The sequence below is a fragment of the Pseudomonas sp. NFACC25 genome (assembly GCF_900100935.1).
In the GTDB taxonomy this organism is placed as follows: domain Bacteria; phylum Pseudomonadota; class Gammaproteobacteria; order Pseudomonadales; family Pseudomonadaceae; genus Aquipseudomonas; species Aquipseudomonas marginalis.
Genome location: NZ_FMUC01000006.1, coordinates 55,465 through 74,833, shown reverse-complemented (window position 1 = coordinate 74,833; position 19,369 = coordinate 55,465). Strand labels below are relative to the sequence as shown.

The 19,369-nt window shown below is 64.4% G+C and carries 7 protein-coding genes and 1 pseudogene; 4 read left to right on the top strand and 4 right to left on the bottom strand.

The genetic code is table 11. The features are described from left to right. Window positions 1-3: 3 nt before the first annotated feature. A complete protein-coding gene (locus BLQ09_RS15745) occupies window positions 4-14,034 on the bottom strand; it encodes a non-ribosomal peptide synthase/polyketide synthase (protein WP_092357748.1) in 14,031 nt (4,676 codons plus the stop codon). A gap of 210 nt (window positions 14,035-14,244) precedes the next feature. Here BLQ09_RS15745 and BLQ09_RS15740 point away from each other — a divergent pair, with 210 nt between their 5' ends. Both BLQ09_RS15740 and BLQ09_RS15735 read left to right on the top strand, forming a co-directional pair. Next, on the top strand, window positions 14,245-14,496 hold the full coding sequence (locus BLQ09_RS15740; protein ID WP_027607491.1) for a type II toxin-antitoxin system HicA family toxin: 252 nt from the start codon (window positions 14,245-14,247) through the stop codon (window positions 14,494-14,496). Next, window positions 14,493-14,858: a type II toxin-antitoxin system HicB family antitoxin gene (locus BLQ09_RS15735; RefSeq protein ID WP_027607492.1), complete on the top strand. Its 366-nt coding sequence runs from the start codon at window positions 14,493-14,495 to the stop codon at window positions 14,856-14,858. The genes BLQ09_RS15740 and BLQ09_RS15735 overlap by 4 nt, the downstream gene beginning before the upstream one ends. Before the next feature lie 22 nt (window positions 14,859-14,880). On the opposite strand, the gene BLQ09_RS15730 is transcribed toward BLQ09_RS15735, so the two are convergent. Continuing rightward, window positions 14,881-16,053, bottom strand: a complete 1,173-nt coding sequence (locus BLQ09_RS15730; RefSeq protein ID WP_065939764.1) for an MFS transporter — start codon at window positions 16,051-16,053, stop codon at window positions 14,881-14,883. 141 nt (window positions 16,054-16,194) lie between these two features. Between BLQ09_RS15730 and BLQ09_RS15725 the strand changes: the two genes are divergently transcribed. Next, window positions 16,195-16,782 (top strand): TetR/AcrR family transcriptional regulator, encoded by a 588-nt coding sequence (locus BLQ09_RS15725; RefSeq protein ID WP_027607494.1) that lies wholly within the window; start codon window positions 16,195-16,197, stop codon window positions 16,780-16,782. Here the strand turns inward: BLQ09_RS15725 and BLQ09_RS15720 are convergent. Continuing rightward, window positions 16,766-18,121: an MATE family efflux transporter gene (locus tag BLQ09_RS15720; protein WP_065924401.1), complete on the bottom strand. Its 1,356-nt coding sequence runs from the start codon at window positions 18,119-18,121 to the stop codon at window positions 16,766-16,768. The genes BLQ09_RS15725 and BLQ09_RS15720 overlap by 17 nt on opposite strands. A gap of 121 nt (window positions 18,122-18,242) precedes the next feature. On the opposite strand from BLQ09_RS15720, the pseudogene BLQ09_RS15715 reads away from it, so the two are divergent. After that, window positions 18,243-18,530, top strand: a pseudogene (locus BLQ09_RS15715) (ABC transporter substrate-binding protein); the annotation flags it as partial. A gap of 31 nt (window positions 18,531-18,561) precedes the next feature. Here the strand turns inward: BLQ09_RS15715 and nadE are convergent. Continuing rightward, on the bottom strand, window positions 18,562-19,368 hold the full coding sequence (nadE, locus tag BLQ09_RS15710; RefSeq protein WP_092357746.1) for an ammonia-dependent NAD(+) synthetase: 807 nt from the start codon (window positions 19,366-19,368) through the stop codon (window positions 18,562-18,564). Window position 19,369: the final 1 nt, after the last annotated feature.

Below are 19,369 nucleotides of genomic sequence, written 5' to 3'. Positions count from 1 at the left end.
GGGTCAAATCGCCTCTAGTTCGCTCAAAAAGTCACGAAGATCATCAAAGTCTTCCGCGCTGCCGGCGCGGAAGGTGGCAGCCGCCTGCACATAGGCGCGCAGCGTTTCAGTCTGGAACACTTCCACCAGCGGCACTTCCAGGCCCAGCTCGGCCTGGACCCTGGAGGTGATCTGGATGGCCAGCAGGGAGTGGCCGCCCACTTCGAAGAAGTTGTCGTTCAAGCCCACACGCGGCAGGCGCAGCACCTCGGCCCAGATCGTGGCGATCTGCCGTTCCAGCTCGGTCTCGGGGGCCACATAGGCCTGTTGCATAAGGCTCGCATCCGGTTGCGGCAGGCCCTTGCGGTCGAGCTTGCCATTGGGGGTCAACGGCATTTGCGCCAGGAAGATGAAATGCGCCGGGATCATGTAGTCCGGCAGGCGGGTCTTGAGTGCGCGGCGCAACGCGTCACGGAACTCGGCTTCGTTGGACGGGGCGGACACCGGAACCACATAGGCCACCAGCTGTTTTCCGGTCGGGCCGTCCTGGGCCACGACCACCGTTTCACCGACGCTGTCCTGCTCACGCAGGCGCGCTTCGATTTCCCCCAGTTCGATGCGGAAACCACGGATCTTCACCTGATGGTCGACACGCCCGAGGTAATCCACCACGCCATCCGGACGACCACGGGTCAGGTCGCCGCTGCGATACACGCGACTGCCCGGCGTGCCGAACGGGTCCGGCACGAAACGTTCGGCGGTCAGCGCCGGACGTTCCAGGTATCCACGGGCTACACCCTCGCCGCCCAGGTACAGCTCACCGGCGACGCCGATGGGTTGCAGGTTGAGTTGCGCGTCCAGCACGTAGCCGCTGCGGTTGCCCAGCAGCGTGCCGATTGGCGCGTAGACGGCGCCGCAAGGGTCGCCCTTGCGCGCCTTCCACAGCAACGGCGTGACCACGGTTTCGGTCGGGCCGTAGCCGTTGAACAGGTAGGTCGGCTTGAGCGCGCGCCAGGCCAGGTCATAGCTGGCCTGGGCCACGGCATCACCACCGAAGCAGTACACCCGCACTTTCGGTGGATTACCGTCGCGCTCGGCATGCTCGGCCAGTTGTTGCAGGTACACCGGCGGGAACACCGCCATGGTCACGTTGTGACGGTGCATCTGCGCGTAGGTGTACTCGGGCAGCCACAGGCTGTCGTCACGGATCAATACGCTGGCGCCGTTGATCAGCGGGTGCATCCAGCCTTCGTGGGAACCGTCGAAAGCGAAGGACATAAAGTGCAGTTCGCAGTCGGCCGGCGATGTTTCATAACGCTCGCCGGTAGCGATGATGTGCGCCACCAACGGCCCATGGGACACCGCCACGCCCTTGGGCAGGCCGGTGGAGCCGGAGGTGTAGATCACGTAGGCGAGGTTGTCGCCGTGCAGTTTTACCGCCGGCGTGGTGTCGCTGTAGTCGGCCCACGCCTCGGTGCGATCGATGGCCAGCGTCTGCATGCCGTCGGGAATCGGCAGTTGCGGCAACGCACTGGAATGGGTCAGCAGCAGTTGCGCGCGGCTGTCCTGCATCATGTACAGCAGGCGATCACGCGGGTATTCGATATCCAGCGGCACATACACGCCGCCGGCTTTCATCACCGCGAGGAACGCCACCAGGCTCTCGGCACTGCGCGGCATGGCAATCGCTACCCTTACTTCGGGGCCGATGCCACGGGCGATCAAGGCATGGGCCAGGCGGTTGGCCTGGCGGTCCAGCTCGCCATAACTCAGGGTTTGCGCATCGAACTTGACCGCCACCGCAGTGGGGTTTTCCTCGGCGCGGTCGGCAACCATTTCGTGTACCAGACGCTCAGCCGAGAAGCCGGCGTCAGTCTGGTTCCACAGCTGCAGGATATGTCGTTGCTCATCCTGGCCCAGCAGGTTGAGTTGGCTGATGGGTTGCTGTTGGTCGGCAACCATCGCCTGCAACAGGTTCTGCCAGTGGTCGGCCATACGCTCGATGGTCGCTGGGGCAAACAGATCGGTGGCGTAGCTCAGGGAGGCACGCAGGGTCGCCTGGCTTTCCTCCACGTCCAGTGCCAGGTCGAACTGGGCCACGCCTTCATCCCAGCTCAGCACTTCGACGTCCAGTTCGGTGAGGCGTTGCAGGTGATTGGCTGCCGAGGTCACGCGATGGTTGAACATCACCTGGAACAGTGGGCTCAGGCTCATGCTGCGCTCGGGCTGCAGCGCTTCGACCAGCTGCTCGAACGGCAGGTCCTGGTGGGCCTGGGCTTCGAGGGAACGTTGGCGTACCTGTTGCAGCAGTTGCACAACGCTCATCTGCCCGTGGATATCGGCCTTGAGCACCTGGGTATTGACGAAGAAACCGATCAGCCCCTCGGTTTCCAGGCGATTGCGGTTGGCGATCGGCACCCCGACACGCACGTCTTCCTGGCCGCTGTAGCGGTGCAGCAACGCCTGGTAGGACGCCAGCAGCACCATCGGCAACGTCACTCCGGCGCTCTGCGCCAGGCGACGCAAACCGGCCAGCAGCTGCGGTTGCAACTCGATGCCCAGGCGAGCGCCGCGATGGCTTTGCACGGCCGGGCGCAGGTAGTCGAAAGGCAATTCCAGCACAGGCTGCACACCGCCCAACTGCTCATGCCAGTAGGCCAGTTGACGGGCCTTCTCTCCCGCCTCCATCCATTGGCGCTGCCACACGGCATAGTCGGCGTACTGGATCGGCAAGGCCGGCAGGGCTGGCGTCTGCCCGTGGCTGAAGGCGGCGTACAGTTGCACCAGCTCCTCGACCATCAGTTGCATCGACCAGCCATCGGAGACGATATGGTGCTGCACCAGCACCAGCACATGTTCGTCCTCGGCCAGGCGCAGCAACCGGGCCCGCAGCAACGGCCCGCGCAGCAGGTCGAATGGCTGCGCAACGACGTCAGCCACCCGTGCCTTGAGGCCGGCTTCATCGGTGTCGACCAAATCGATTTCAATCAGGCCCGAGTCTTCAATCACTTGGACCGTACCGGCGGCGTCCTGGCGCAAATGGGTGCGCAGGCTTTCATGGCGTGCCAGCAAGGTGTCGACGCTGCGTTGCAGCGCCGCCAGGTCCAACGGGCCTGTCAAACGCAGGGCGCTGGGGATGTGGTACGCGGCGCTTTCGGGGTCGAGTTGCCAGAGGAACCATTGACGTTCCTGGGCATACGACAGCGGCAACGGCTGGCTGCGATCGGCCTTGAGCAGCGCCGGCGCGAGCACGCCCTCCTCACCCAGGGCCATCACGAAGTCACCCAGCAACGGGTGTTCGAACAGGGTCTTGAGCGCCACTTCCAGCGCCAGTGCCTGGCGCATCCGCGATACCACCCGCGTGGCCAGCAGCGAATGCCCGCCCAGCTCGAAGAAATGGTCGTCAAGACCGACCTGGGGCACGCCCAGCACCTCGGCCCAGATCGCCGCGACCTGTTGTTCGCGCGGGGTGACGGCGGCCACATGGCTCTTCAGCAACAGGCGGGTATCGACCTTGGGCAAGGCCTTGCGGTCGAGCTTGCCGTTGGGGGTCAAGGGCAGGCTGTCGAGGAACATCAGGTGCGCCGGCACCATGTAGTCCGGCAGGCGCTCACGCAATGCCGCTGTGTAGGCTTGCGCCGGCTGTGCCGCAGACGTCACCAGGTAGGCGATCAAGCGGTCGTTGTCGGCCAGCACCACGGCTTCGCGAACGCCTTCATGCTCGCGCAGGCAAGCTTCGATTTCGCCCAGTTCGATACGGAAGCCGCGTACCTTGACCTGATGGTCGACCCGGCCGATGTACTCCACCACGCCGTCGGCACGGTAGCGTGCCAGGTCGCCGGTGCGGTACAGGCGCTCGCCCGGCGCGCCGTACGGGTTGGGCACGAAACGTTCGGCGGTGAGGGCTGGCCGCGCGTGGTAGCCGCGTGCCAGGCCGACGCCGCCGATCAGCAGTTCGCCGGCCGCACCCACCGGGCATGGACTGAGTCCGGCATTGAGGATGAACAACGCGGTGTTGGCGATCGGGCGCCCGACCAAAGGTTGCGCCTCCAGCAGGCGATGGGCCGCCGACCAAATGGTGGTTTCGGTGGGACCATAGAGGTTCCATACCGGGCCTTGCAGGTCGAGCATGCGCTGGGCCAGATCGGCCGGCAGCGCTTCGCCGCCGCACAGGCACTTGATACCGCGCAGCACGTCGGCACGTGGGCTTTCCAGCAGCATGCGCCAGGTGGACGGCGTGGCTTGCAGTACGCTGGCGGATTGGGCGGTGACCAGATCGATTATCGCCTCCGGGTCGAGCGCCAGTTCCTGACCGCTCAGCAGCACCGTGGCGCCGACTGTCAGCGGCACGTATAGCTCCAGGGCGAAGATGTCGAACGAGAACGTCGTCAGCGACAGCACCCGCGCCTGCGCGCCGATGTCCAGGGTGCCGACCATGCCGCAGGTAAAGCTGCACAGCGCCTGGTGCGGCACCATCACGCCCTTGGGCTTGCCGGTGGAGCCGGAGGTGTAGATCACATAGGCCAGGTGTTGTGGCGTGACGCTGACCTGCGGGTTGTGTTCGTCACCGCCGGCGTCCTCGACCAAAAGCACCTGCAGGCCTTGCGGTTGCACCAGGCGCCCAATCAGCGGCGACTGAGTCAGCAGCACCTGGGCGCGGCTGTCTTCGAGCATGAAGGCCAGGCGCTCCGCCGGGAATTGCGGGTCCAGCGGCACATAGGCGCCACCGGCCTTGAGGGTCGCAAGCAGGCCGACCACCATGTGCAGGGAACGCTCCACATGCACCGCCACCCGCACGTCCGGGCCGACGCCCGCCGCGATCAGGCGATGGGCCAGGCGGTTGGCGCGGCGGTTGAGTTCGCTGTAGCTCACGGCCTCGCCATTAAATTGCAGCGCGATGGCGTGCGGCTGTGTCAGGGCTTGTGCTTCGAACAACTGGTGGACACAGCGCTCGCGTGGGTAGTCGACGCTCGTGTGGTTCCAGTCTTCGACCATCTGCTGCCATTGCGATGGGCTGAGCATCGCCAGTTCGTCCAGGGCCTGGGAGGCATCGTTGACCACTGCGCGCAGCAGGTTCTGCCAGTGCACGGCCAGGCGCTCCAGGGTGGCGGCGTCGAACAGGTCGGTGGCGTAGGTCAGGGATGCCCAAAGGCCGTCGACGGACTCCTCGGTTTCCAGATTGAGGTCGAACTGGGTCGTGTGACCGGCCCAATCCACCGGCTGCAGAGCCAGGCCAGGCAGTTGCACCGGGCCGGCGCGCAGGTTGTCCTGGTGATTGAACATCACCTGGAACAACGGGTTATGGCTGAGGCTGCGTTCCGGTTGCAGCGCTTCTACCAGTTGTTCGAACGGCAAGTCCTGATGGGCCTGGGCTTCCAGGGCACGTTGCTTGACCTGGGCCAGCAACTGCTCGAAGGCCATCTGCCCGTGCAGGTCGGCCTTGAGCACCTGGGTGTTGACGAAGAAGCCAACCAGACGCTCGGTTTCCAGGCGATTGCGGTTGGCGATCGGCACCCCGACACGGATCTCGGCCTGGCCGCTGTAGCGGTGCAGCAACGTCTGGAACGACGCCAGCAGAAGCATGAACAAAGTCACGTCCTGGCGCTGGGCAAGTGCCTTGAGCTCGGCCACCAGGGCGTTGTCCAGGTGTACCCGCCGACGCGCACCGCGATGGCTTTGCACCGCCGGGCGCGGGTGGTCCAGGGGCAGTTCCAGCACCGCGTGTTCGGTGCCCAGGCGTGCACGCCAGTAATCGAGTTGGCGTTGTTTCTCCCCGGCCGCCATCCAATCGCGCTGCCACACGGCATAGTCGGCGTACTGGATCGGTAAGGCCGGCAACGGCGCCTGGCCTTGATACAGCGCCAGCAGTTCGTCGACCATCACTTGCATCGACCAGCCGTCGGAGATGATGTGGTGCTGGGTGATCACCAGCACATGGTGCGCGGCCGTGATCTCCAGCAGCATGACGCGCATCAGCGGACCGTTGAGCAGGTCGAACGGGCGTTGGATCTCTTGCGCGACCGCCTGCTCGATGGCCGAGTCTTGCACCTGCTGGCGTTGGATCACCATCGCCAGGTTGGGCTGGATGACCTGCCAGGTGTGCTCAGCCTCTTCCACGAAGGTGGTACGCAACGGTTCATGACGCTGCACCAGGGCCTGGAACGCGTGCTCCAGTGCCGGGATATCCAGCTCACCGCGCAGGTGCAATGCGGTCGGTACGTGGTAGGCGGTGCTGCAGGGATCCAGTTGCCAAAGGAACCATTGGCGTTCCTGGGCGAAGGACAGTGCCAACGGCCGGTCGCGCCCCAGCGCCACCATCGAGCTGGCAGTGCCGGCCTGCAACCCTGCGCAGGCCGCCGCGAACGCTTCCAGCGTCGGCTGCTCGAACAACGCTCGCAACGGCACGTCCAGCTTGAGGTCGTGACGCACGCGGGAGATCACCTGAGTGGCCAGCAACGAATGGCCACCGCGTTCGAAGAAATGGTCATCGAGCCCCACCTGCTCGACGTGCAACACCGTTTGCCAGATCGCCGCCAATTGCATGTGCAGCGGGCTTTGCGGAGCGCGGTAGGCGTGTCGCGCCTGGCTCAGGTCCGGCAGCGGCAGTGCGCGGCGGTCAAGCTTGCCGTTGTTGTTCAACGGCAGGGCATCGAGCACCAGCCAATGCCCCGGCACCATGTAATCCGGCAAGGACTGGCGCAAGACCGCCGCCAGCGCCTGGGTATCCAGTGATTGGCCGTGGGCCGCGACAACGTACGCGACCAACTGCGTACCGGTGGCACTCGGCTGCGCAACGACGGCAGCTTCGCGCACCCACGGCAGGGCTTGCAGACTGGCCTCGATTTCGCCCATTTCGATACGGAACCCGCGGATCTTCACCTGATGGTCGATACGCCCCACGTACTCCAAGGCGCCCGCCTCGTTGTAACGGGCCAGGTCGCCACTGCGGTAGAGTCGCGCACCGGGAACCGTCGAAAACGGATCCGGGAGGAAGCGCTCGGCGGTCAACGCCGGGCGGTCGAAGTAACGCTGGGCCAGGCCGAACTCGGCACCGATGTACAGCTCGCCGACGCCATCGGTGGCCAACAGCTCGAAACCGCTGTCGAGTACATACAGCGAGCGACCATCGCTCGCCCGGCCAATCGGCACACCGAACGCATCACTGGCATCCGCCAGTTGGCACTCATGCACGCTGGACACCACGGTGGCCTCTGTCGGCCCGTAGGTGTTGACCAGGCGCACGCCGCCCAGGCCGGCCGCGTGCCAGGCGCGCAGCCCTTCCACCGACATGGCCTCGCCGCCCACATGCACCTGGCGCAGGTTACCCAGGGCGCGACCATCGGCCGCGCACTCCTTGGCCAACAGGTACCAGTAGGCCGCCGGCAAGTCAGCCAGGGTCACGCCCTGCTCGACGATTTCCCGTGCCAGTTGCCCGGCATCCCACAGTTCATCGCCACGCATGATCAGCGCGGCGCCCACACACAGCGGCGGGTAGCACTGTTCGACAAAGCCGTCGAAACTGAAGGTCGCGAACTGCAGCACGCGGTCCTCTGCACACAGTTGGCTGTAGACCTCGGCGCTGTCGCAGAATTGGCCGAGGGCCGCATGGTCGATGGCCACGCCCTTGGGTTGGCCGGTGGAGCCCGAGGTGTAGATTACGTACGCCAGATCGGCAGCGGCAGCGTGGGTGAGTGGGTTGCTGACAGGGTAGCCGGCCAGCTCGGTACCGGAGACGGTGAAGTCCAGACGGGCCAGCCCTTGCGGCAGCGGCAGGTCGGCCAGCAACCCGGCTTCGCTGAGCAACAGGTCCAGGCGGCTGTCCGCCAGCATGTAGGCCAGGCGGTCGGCGGGATAGTTCGGGTCCAGGGGCACATAGGCCGCACCGCTTTTGAGCACGGCCAGCAGGCTGACGATCAGTTGCGGGCCGCGCCGCGACGCCAGGCCCACGCGCTGGCCCGGGCCCGCGCCCAGTTCCAGCAGGCGATGGGAGAGCCGGTTGGCATGGGCATTGAGCTGGGCATAGCTCAAGCGCGCTTCGCCAGCCTGTACCGCCAGCGCGTCCGGTGTGGCAGCAGCCTGGGCCGCAATGCGTTCGTGCACGCGCAGCTGGCGTTGGGCAGCGCCCGGCGACTGGCTCAGGGCAAGCACGTCGCGCTGTGCGGTGGCGTCAAGCAATTGCAGGTTGCCAAGGGGCGCCTGGGCATCCGCGAGCAACTGCACCAGCAGGTGGTGCAGGTTGGCGCTCAAGCGTGCGACCTGTTCAGCGCTGAACCGCGCCCGGTCGTAACTGAACTCCAGGCGCAGGCTGGCCCCCAACTCAATGCCCAAGGTCAAAGGGTAATGGGTGCGTTCATGGTTGTGAATATGGCCAAACGCCAGGCCTGCGGGTGCGCCCTGCTTCAGGGCCTCGGCCACAGGGAAGTTTTCGAACACCAGCAAAGTGTCGAACAATGCGCCCTGCTGGCCGGCCCAGCCTTGTATGTCGTACAGCGGCACATGCTCGTGGTCACGCAGGCTGAGATTCAGGGTTTGCAACTCGTTGAGCCATTGGGCGGCCGGTTGGGCTGGCGAAGGCGTACTGACGATAGGCAGCGTGTTGATGAACAGGCCCAGTTGCTGCTCGATCCCCGGCAGCGGTGCCGAACGCCCGGCGACAGTCGCGCCAAAGGCCACGCAATCCTGACCGGTGTAGCGCTGCAGCAACAGGCTCCACGCTCCTTGCAGCACCGTATTGAGAGTGATTTTCTGGCGACGGGCGAACTCGCCGAGGGCCTGTGTGAACTCGCCCTCAAGGATCAATTGATGCTCAGCCGTGCCCAGGCCATCGACCGGCGCGCGCAGCGCTTGCGCGAGCAAGGTGGGTGTTTGCAACGGCGCCAGGGCGGCTTTCCAGAACGTCTCACCCGACGCTTGCTGTTGCAGCCAGCCGAGGTAATCGCGGAACTGCCCCAGCGGCGCGGGCAAGGCCTGGCCGGCATAGTGGGCGATGACTTCACCCAGCAACTGGGCGTTACTCCAACCGTCCATGAGGATGTGGTGGCTGGTGAAGATCAGATGCCAGGCGTTACCGGCGCCCCGCACCAGCATCAGGCGAAACAGCGGCGCAGCATTAAGCGCGAAGCCCTTCTCGCGTTCAGCCTCGGCAAGCGCATCGAAGTCGGCATCGATGTCTTCGATCACGTGCAACTGCACGTCGACCTGACGCTGGATGACTTGATGGGCACTGTCCAGGCCCAGCCAGTGGAAGCTGCTGCGCAGAATGTCATGGCGGTCCAGTGCCGCCTGCCAGGCGCGGCCGAACGCCAGCAGGTCGAGGCCGTCGATATCCACGCGCAACTGGTTGATGTACGCCTGGGCTTCTGGCGCGTAGAGGGTATGGAACAACATGCCCTGCTGCATCGGCGACAGCGGATAAAGGTCGGCAATCGCCGGCCCCGCCACGGGCAACGCGTCCAGTTGCTGTTGGGTCAAGCACGCCAGTGGGAAGTCCGAAGGGGTAACCTGCCCTGCCGGGGTGGCTCGGCAATGCTCGATCAAGGCCTTGAGCTCTGCCGCGTAGTCATCCGCCAACTGCTGCACAGTCGACACCTCGAACATCTCGCGACTGAACCCCCATTGCAGCGCCAGCTCACCGCCGTACACCTGCCCTTCCACCGTCAGCCAATTGGCCAACGGTGCCTCGGCATCCTGGGCCTGGCCGCTGCCCTGGGTAGACGGTACAAACAACGCGGATTCGTTGAACTGGCGGTCGAACTGGCCCAGGTAGTTGAAGGTAATGCGTGGCGCGGCCAGGTTCGCCAGGGCTTCGCGGGCCGCAGGCGGGCCGAGGTAGCGCAGCAGACCGTAGCCGATGCCTTTGGCGGGCACGGCGCGCAGCTGCTCCTTGACCGACTTGATCGCGGCCGACAGCTCGCCGTCGGCTTGCAGGCGTACCGGGAACAGGCTGGTGAACCAGCCCACGGTGCGGGTCAGGTCGACACTGTCGAACAGGTCTTCGCGGCCATGGCCTTCCAGCTGGATCAGTGCGGCGGCCTGGCCGCTCCAACGGCTGACCACCCGCGCCAGGGCGGTGAGCAACAGGTCGTTGACCTGAGTACGGTAGGCCGCTGGCGCGTCCTGGAGCAGTTGACGGGTGTGTTCGGCGTCAAGGCGTATTTCGAGCTTGCTGCCCACGCGGTTTTGCAGGCCGCCCTGGAGGTTGTCGCACGGCAAGTCCGCGTCCGCCGACTGCGCCTGCCAGTACGCCAACTGGTGGTCCAGCGTAAGGGCATGGGCTTGCAACTGTTCGGCCCACAGCTGGTAGGCGCTGGTCTTGGTCGGCAACGCTGCCTGGCGGTAAGCCTGTTGCAGGTCTTCCAGGACGATGCGCCAGGACACGCCATCGACCGCCAGGTGATGGATCACCAGCAGCAGGCGCTGGCTGCCATCGGCCATGCTCACCAACGCGGCACGCAGCAGCGGGCCTTGCGCCAGGTCGAGGCTGCGCTGGGCCTCATCGCACAGCGCCGACAGCTCATCGTCGCTGCTGGCTTGTGCTTGCCACAGGCCCGGCGCGGTGACCGGCGCGGCATAGGCTTGCTGCCAGGTGTCGGCCTGTTGCACAAAACGCAGGCGCAAGGCGTCGTGATGGTTGATCACCTGGGTCAGGGCGGCTTCCAGGCGCGCCGGTTCCAAGCGCTCGCGCGGGGTCAACAACAACGATTGGTTCCAGTGGTGACGCGCGGGGATCGCCTGGGCGAAAAAGCCTTGCTGCACCGGGGTGAGGATCACCTCGCCGCGGGCGGGACCTTGGTCGATCACGGCGGTGTGCTCGAAGCCGGCCACCAACGCCAGGCTGCGCACGCTCTGGTACTGGAACAGGTCGCGCGGGCTGAGGCGAATCCCCGCCTGGCGCGCGCGACTGACCACCTGGATGGAGATGATCGAATCGCCGCCCAGTTCAAAAAAGTTGTCGTCCAGGCCCACCTGCTCGACGCCGAGCACATCGCTCCAGATCGCCGCCAGGGCTTTTTGCAGGTCGTCTTGCGGCGCGATATAGGCCTGTTGTGGTGTTGCATCCGGTAACGGCAGGGCCTTGCGGTCGAGCTTGCCGTTGGCGGTCACCGGCAGCTTGGCCAGGGGCACCATATGGGTCGGTACCATGTATTCCGGCAGGCTGCCGAGCAGCCAGGCCTTGAGGTCGGTGGGCGTCTCGCCCTCCAGCACCAGGTAGGCCACCAGTTGTTTGCCGCCGTGTACCAGCACCACCGCCTCACGCACCGCCGGGTGTTGCATCAGGCGTGTCTCGATTTCACCCAATTCGATGCGCAAGCCGCGCAGCTTGACCTGGTGGTCGAGACGGCCAAGGTATTCGATCACACCGTCGTCACGCTGGCGCACCCGGTCGCCGGTACGGTACAGGCGCGCGCCGTCACCAAAGGGGCTGGGCACAAAACGTTCGGCGGTCAGCGCCGGACGGCGGTGGTAGCTGCGCGCCAGGCCGGTACCGCCCAGGTACAGCTCGCCGGCCACGCCGGCAGGCACCGGGTTGAGCTGCGCATCGAGCACGTAGGTGCCGAGGTTGGCAATCGGACGGCCGATGGGCACGGCGTCACGGCCTTCGTCGATGCAGGTCCAGTGGGTCACGTCGATGGCCGCTTCCGTCGGACCATAGAGGTTGAACAAACCGGCCTGGGGCAGCTTGGCGAACACCTGCAGTTGCGCGTCCAGGGGCAAGGCTTCGCCGCTGCAGACAATGCGCTTGAGGCTTATGCAGGCCTGCACGCCCGGCTCATGGATAAACGCCTGGAGCATGGACGGCACGAAGTGCAAGGTGGTGATCCCGTGCTCGCCGATGGTCTCGATCAGGCACGCCGGCTCGCGGTGTTCGCCAGGGGCGGCGACCACCAGGCGGGCGCCGGTCATCAGCGGCCAGAAGAACTCCCACACCGACACATCAAAGCTGAACGGGGTTTTCTGCAGCACCGCGTCACTGGCATCCAGGCCGTAGGCCTGCTGCATCCAGCACAGGCGGTTGACCAGTGCGCGATGGCTGTTGCCGGCGCCCTTGGGCTTGCCGGTGGAACCGGAGGTGTAGATCACATAGGCCAGGTTCAGCGCGTGGATGTCGACGGCGGGCGCTGCGACGCTGTAAGCGTCGAGCCAGCCGGGCGCCTGGTCGAGGCGCATCACCCGAATGCCTTCGACAGGCAGCAGTGGCAGCAGGCTGCGCTGGCTGAGCAGCAGCTGGATGCCGCTGTCTTCGATCATGTAGGCCAGGCGTTCCTGGGGATATTCGGGATCGAGGGGGACGTAGGCGCCGCCGGCCTTGAGCACGGCCAGCAGGCCGATGACCATCTCGATGGAACGCTCAACGCAGATACCCACCAGCGCATCAGGACCGACCCCGTGGTCGCGCAAGGCATGGGCCAGCTGGTTGGCACGGGCGTCGAGTTGCGCGTAAGTCAGCGTGGTCGCGCCGAACACCAGCGCCGGCGCATCCGGCGTGCGCTGTACCTGGTCTTCGATCAGGTGATGAATGCCACGTTCGGTGGGATACGCTTGTGCGGTCTGGTTCCAGGCGTGCACCTGCCTCTGTTGCTCATCGACGGCCAGCATCGGCAACTCGCCGATGCGCTGTTCGCCATCGGCCACCATGGCCTGCAACAGGCTGATCCAGTGGCGTGCCATCCGCGCGATGGACGGCGCGTCGAACAGGTCATTGGCGTAGGTCAGCGCAGCGTGCAGGGTGCCGGACTTTTCATAGGTGTCGAGGGTCAGGTCGAACTGGGTGGTGCGGCCTTGCCACTCCACCAGGGCCAGTTCCAGGCCGGAGGCGGTGCTGACCGAAGCGATGTCGGCCACCACCGGCTGATGGTTGTACATCACCTGGAACAGCGGCGTATGGCTGAGGCTGCGCTCGACCTTCAGGGCTTCCACCAGGCGCTCGAAGGGCAATTCCTGGTGCGCCTGGGCGCCAAGGGCGTGCTCCTTGATACCTTGCAGCAACTCGGCGACCCGGGTTTGCCCGCTCAGCTCAGTGCGCAGGACTTGTGTGTTGACGAAGAAGCCGATCAACCCTTCGACTTCCGTACGGTTGCGGTTGGCGATCGGCACCCCGACGCGAATATCGCCCTGGCCGGTGTAGCGATGCAGCAACACATTGAAGGCGCCGAGCAGCAGCATGAACAGGGTGACGTTGTGCTGTTGCGCGCAGGTGCGCAACTGCGCGGCCAGCGCCGGCTCAATCGCGAAGGTGTGACGGGTACCCTGATAGCTGGGCATGGCCGGGCGCGGGCGGTCCGTCGGCAGTTCCAGCACCGGGTGCTCGTCGCCCAGGCGCGCCTGCCAGTAGTCCAATTGACTAGCCTGCTCCCCGGCTTCCAGCCAGCGGCGCTGCCACAGGGCGTAGTCGCTGTACTGGATCGACAGCGCTGGCAATGGCGGCGCTTCGTTGCGCTCATGGGCGTCGTAGAAACGAATGAACTCGTCGATCAACACGTTCATCGACCAGCCATCGGAGACGATATGGTGCAGGGTCAGCAGCAGTACGTGCTCCTGGGCATCGAGCTTGAGCAGTTGCACACGCAACAGCGGGCCGTGTTCCAGGTCGAACGGCAGCAGCGATTGGCGGGTGGCCGCATCGTTGACGGCGTGTTCGCGTTCGGCCGCGGCCAACGCCGTCAGGTCCAGTTGCTCAATGGCCAGCGACGGCTGTACGGCCACCTGCATCAGGCGCTCATCGGCCTGGCGCTGGAACACCGTGCGCAGGGTTTCGTGCCGGTCCACCAGGCTGGCAAACGCCTGCTCCATGGCGCCCAGGTTCAGCGCACCCTTGAGGCGCACCGCGCCCGGCAGGTTGTAGGCGCCACTGCTCGGGTCCAGTTGCCAGAGAAACCACATGCGCTGTTGCGCATAGGACAGCGCCTGGCGGTCCTCTGCCTCCACGCCGGCCGGAATCGGAAACCGCGAAAAATCCACCCCTTCTTTCTGCAGTGCCTGCAGGAACAGCTGGCGCTTTTCCAGGGGCAACCCGATAAACCGGCGAGCAAGTTTCAAGGAGTCTTCAGCATTCATTTGTTGGAGTCCGGAGCAATAGGCAGGAAGCACAAAGGCACGTCGTCCCTATAAAACGAACCGGACAGGGAAAAATTAGCGGGGGATGGGAGGCGTAGAGCGAGCTGTCATCAGGGGTTACATCAATCCTCGGGAAAGACCCACGAACCCCAGCTAGCATTGACGAATACCACTTTTTGCAACTACATTTAGTTACACGCAGGGAACGCCGTGTCCAAAAATGAAAAGCTGCTCGCCAAATTGCTCAACGAGCAGATGGCATTTACCTGGCCAGAGCTCGTCACGCTGCTGCGTCGTCTCGGCTACACACAGATTGAGGGGGCTGGAAGCCGGGTCAAGTTCGACATCGGCGATCCGAGCGCAATGATCACCTTGCACAAGCCTCATCCCGGCAACGAACTGAAACACTACATTCGACGCCAGATCATCGAACAATTGAAATCAGGAGAACTGATTCAGTGAACAACCAACTGAAACACAATGGCTACATCGGCTCTATCGAAGCCAGCCTCGAAGACAATTGCCTGTTCGGCAAGATCCTGTTCATCAAGGCACTGGTGAGTTACGAAGGCAAAACCGTCGCGGAACTGGACGCCGCGTTTCGCGAGGCTGTGGACGACTACCTCGCTACCTGCAAGGCCCTTGGGCAAACACCGGAGAAGCCGTGCAAAGGCTCTTTCAACGTGCGGGTCGGCCACGATCTTCATCTTGCAGCCGCCCTTGAAGCGACACGTAAAAAGGTGACCCTGAACGACCTGACGCGCCAGGCGCTGAACGAATTCCTGCAACACCACCGAGGGGATTCCTGCCCCGTGACTGGCTGACGTTTCATTGCCAGGATGACGCTCAACCCAACCGCCGATACCCCAACACCGCTGACCCCATCACCACCGCCCCCGCCGCCAGCGCCACCCAGAACCCGCTGGCTGCCCCGAAGTGATCGATCATCCAGCCGGAGCTGGCGGCACCGATGGCCACGCCGATGCTCAGGCCGGTGATCAGCCAGGTCATGCCTTCGGTCAGGCGGCTCGCGGGCACGCTCTTTTCCACCAGGGCCATGGACACGATCAGGGTAGGGGCGAAGAACAGTCCGGAAATGAAGATGGCCACTGCCAGGCCCGGAATGTGGGTGACCAGCAGCAACGGCAAGGTGGTCAACGCCGTGGCCACGCCGCAGAACAGGAACTGCCGGGGCAGCGGCGCCTTGAGCTTGAGGGTGCCAAAGGCCAGCCCCGCCAGACACGAGCCGATGGCGTACACCGAGAGCACGATGCTTGCCGCCGCCGGCTGGCCCTGCTGCTGGGCAAAGGCCACGCTGACCACATCCACCACACCCACGATCACCCCCATGGCCAGCAGCAGGATCATCAGGATCAGCACCGACGGTGAGGCGATCAGCCAGCCCCGATGGTGAGCGTGGTGTTCATGCACAGGGGGTTCGGTCGCGCGTTGCAGCACAAACGTGGTAACCCCAACCGCCAGCAGCAGCGCGGCCACCAGCGGCCCGGCTTCGGGGAACAGCACCACGCTCAAGCCCACCGAAATCGGTGGACCGATGATAAAGCACACCTCATCCAGCACCGATTCCAGGGCGAATGCGGTTTGCAGCCTGGGCTGGCCGCGGTACAGCTCGGTCCAGCGCGCCCGCACCATGGCGGACATATTCGGCATGCAGCCCGCCAGGGCAGCAAACAGGAACAGCGTCCAGGTCGGCGCCTGCAACCGCGTGCACAGCAACAGCAGCAACAGCGCCCCGCCGCCGATCAGGGCGGCAATCGGCAGCACCCGGCCCTGGCTGTACCGGTCCACCAAGCGTGACACCTGCGGCGCGCAAAACGCCGTGGCCAGGGCGAACACCGCCGCCACCGAACCGGCCAGGCCATAGCCGCCGTGCACCTGGGAAAGCATGGTGATCAAGCCAATACCGGCCATGGACACCGGCATGCGTGCCAGCATGCCGGCCAATACGAAGGCCCGCGAGCCGGGAACCTGGAACAACTCGGCGTAAGGGTTTGCCATCCTGCTCAACCTCTTCCTGATGCCCTGGAACTTGCTATCCGCAGTGATCAAGGCAAAATACATACGGTGCGTATGTGGCGAATCATGCGTAACATACGCGGCGTATGTCAATCTTTCACTTGCCCATTGTGAGTCCTGCCCATGAGCCGAGCCCGTGCCGAAATGATCGAAGACACCCGCGCCCGGCTGCTTGCCAGTGCACGGCAGGCCTTCGCCACGCAAGGCTATGCCAACACATCGATGGACGATTTCACGGCCCACGCCGGCCTGACACGCGGCGCGCTGTACCATCACTTTGGTGACAAAAAGGGGCTGCTGGCCGCCGTGGTTGCTCAACTCGATCGTGAGATGGACGCATGTTTGCAGCGTATCTCAGACGAAGCCCAAGACCCCTGGAGCGGTTTTTGCGAACGCTGCCGCGCTTATTTGCGCATGGCCCAGGACGGCGAAATCCAACGCGTTGTGCTGCAGGATGCGCCGGCTGTATTGGGCGATACCGGCTCCCAGCAACACTGTGTCGAGTCGTTGCGCCAACAGCTGGAAGCCCTGATGCACGCGGGCGTCGTCCCTGACGCACCGAGCCTGGCGCTGGCGCAGTTGATCAATGGCAGCCTGGTCAACACCGCCCTGTGGATCGCCCGGTCAGAACATCCGCAGGAGCGTCTGGAGCAAGGTTTGCAGGGCCTGGAAATCCTGCTGCGCGGCCTGAAACTCATACCAACCGCTTGATCTGCTTATGCCGCCACACCAGCCGGTAGTACGCGGCCTGCAACCCCAGCATCGCCAGGTACGTCACCGGGAACGCCATCCAGACGCCTTCCAGGCCGAAGTGCGCATTCAGCAGGTACGCCATCGGTAGCTCGACACACAGCACGCAGAAGATCGAGATCGCCACCGGCATCAGCACCACGCCGCTGGCGCGCATGATCCCGCCGATCACGGCCTGGAAGCCGAACACGAGGATGCTCCACAGCATGATGTGCAGCAGGTGCTCGGCATTCACGCGTGCGGCGTCATCGGTGATGAACAACCCGAGCAACCAGTGCGACAACAGATAGCCCAGCACGATCAGGCCACCGGTCAGGCACGTATTGATCAACAGCCCGGTACGCAGGATCGGCCCGATACGCTCCAGCCGCCCTGCCCCAATCGCCTGGGCCCCAAGGATCGAAGCAGTGATGGCAATCGACAGGGCCGGAAACTGCACGTAGTTGACGATCTGCGTCACCGCCCCATAGGCCGCCGTGGCCTGGGACCCATGGCCATTGACCAAGGCGAGGATGACCAACTCCGACAGCGACAACACCACCATCTGCAAGCCTGTAGGCAAGCCGATGCGCAGGACTTTGCCGAGAATGACGCGGTCCAGGCGCAAGGCCGCGAGCAGTTCGCGGTCCGGCGCCATCACATGGTTTTTATGGCGCAGGCGCAGGATCAGAAACAGCATCGCCGAGGCATTCCCCACCAGGCCTGCGTACACCGCGCTCTGGATCCCCAGGGGCGGCAGGCCGATCCAGCCGCGAATCAGCGCCGGGGTCAACAGCAGGCCGACCAGGGTCGAGACCATCAGCGCCAGCAGCGGCGAGATCGTGTCGCTGACCCCGCGCAACAGCTGGGTGTAGAGGATAAATACCAGCAGCAGCGGCATGATCAGCATCATCATCTGGGCATAGCCCACGGCATCGTCGAGCACATCCGCAGGCGTACCCAATGCCTGCAACGCCGGGCGCGCAAACAGGCTGCCCAGCACCGCTGCGATCAGGCCCACCAGTGCACCGAGGGTCAGGGTGGCACCGGTAATCGCCTTGACCATCCCGGTTTCCTGGGCACCCCAGGCCTGGCCAATCAGCACCGAAGCGCCCGCCCCCAGGCCGATCACCAGGGCAATGAAGAAGAACACGATGGGGAACATCCCCGACACCGCCGCCAGCGCCTGGGTACCGAGCATCTGCCCGACATAAATACCGTTGAGGGTGCCGGAAAAACTTTGCAGGAAATTGGACAGCACCATCGGTGCCAGAAAGATCAGGTAGACCTGCCACAGCGGGCGTTGCAAAGGGCTTTGCATGAAAAACGGGGCCTCGGAAAACTAAAGCGTCCGAGGGTTATACCGTAATTGGATCCGATCTTCCTGTGCTTTGCATGATGGATGGATCGCCAACACTCGCTGGTTCCGATGCCCACATTGGATCTTCAGCGTCACCCCGACTCAGGTCGCCGTTCAGAAACGGCTCGGCGTGCCGATGGAATATGCACAGTCCAAGAAAGGCGCGGTGCTGCTCAACGTGGCCGCACGCGTGGTCGCACGCAATGACCAGCCGGAACGGGCGCAGAAACTCACCGCCTAGTTTCTGACCGCCAAAGCCCAGGCACCGGCATTGGAAGAAGGCGAATAGATTCCGTCGAGCCCGACTACGCCGACCACCGACAAGACCCGAGCACGGGTGGACGCGATGCACAGTTACTTGCAGACGGCGAGTTGATCATTCCCACGCTACGTGGGAAGGATCATGGGGCGATGGGTAACGCACGTTTGTGGGCGGTCTTCAGGTAGGCGCGCTCCACGATGTCCCTCACCCGCTCACTCACCGGCTCACCCATCAGGTACGCATCGATCTCCTCGTACGTGCAGCCATAGGCCTGTTCATCCAGCTTGCCCGGCGCCAGTTCTTCCAGGTCGGCCGTCGGCTGCTTGTACACCAGGTTCGTCGGGGCCCCAAGGGCACTGGCCAACAGGCGCACCTGGGTCTTGGTCAGGCCCGACAATGGCGCCAGGTCGCACGCGCCGTCGCCGAATTTGGTGAAGAAGCCCATCAATGCTTCGGCGCCATGGTCGGTGCCGACCACCAGGCCGTTGTGCAGGTTGGCCACGGCGTACTGGGCGATCATGCGGGTGCGGGCCTTGACGTTGCCCTTGATGAAATCCACCTGCGAGGCACTGGCTTCGGTGGCGCCGAGGCTGGCCATCAGGCCGTCGACGCTGGCGGCGATGTTCAGGGTGTCGATGTGGTCCGGGGTGATGAAATCCAGCGAGGCCTGGGCATCGCTCTCATCGGCCTGGGTCTTGTAGGGCAGGCGCATGGCGATAAAGCGCGCGGCGTAGCCCTCGCTGCGTAATTGCTCCGCCGCCAATTGGCACAGGCGCCCAGCGGTGAGGGAGTCGACGCCACCGCTGATGCCCAGTACCAGGGCCTTGCAGCCTGAATGGCGCAAGGTGGTCTTGATGAAGTCGAGGCGCCGTTGGATTTCCTGGGCTTCACCGCCCTTCACCAATGTGCGATCGATATTGAGTTCCTGCGCGATACGTTCCTGCATG

Bases quoted from the DNA above. Each gene is read 5' to 3' on its own strand.
- BLQ09_RS15720 (WP_065924401.1), bottom strand. From the start codon at position 18,121: ATGCAAAGCCCTTTGCAACGCCCGCTGTGGCAGGTCTACCTGATCTTT.
- BLQ09_RS15745 (WP_092357748.1), bottom strand. From the start codon at position 14,034: ATGAATGCTGAAGACTCCTTGAAACTTGCTCGCCGGTTTATCGGGTTG.
- BLQ09_RS15725 (WP_027607494.1), top strand. From the start codon at position 16,195: ATGAGCCGAGCCCGTGCCGAAATGATCGAAGACACCCGCGCCCGGCTG.
- BLQ09_RS15730 (WP_065939764.1), bottom strand. From the start codon at position 16,053: ATGGCAAACCCTTACGCCGAGTTGTTCCAGGTTCCCGGCTCGCGGGCC.
- nadE (WP_092357746.1), bottom strand. From the start codon at position 19,368: ATGCAGGAACGTATCGCGCAGGAACTCAATATCGATCGCACATTGGTG.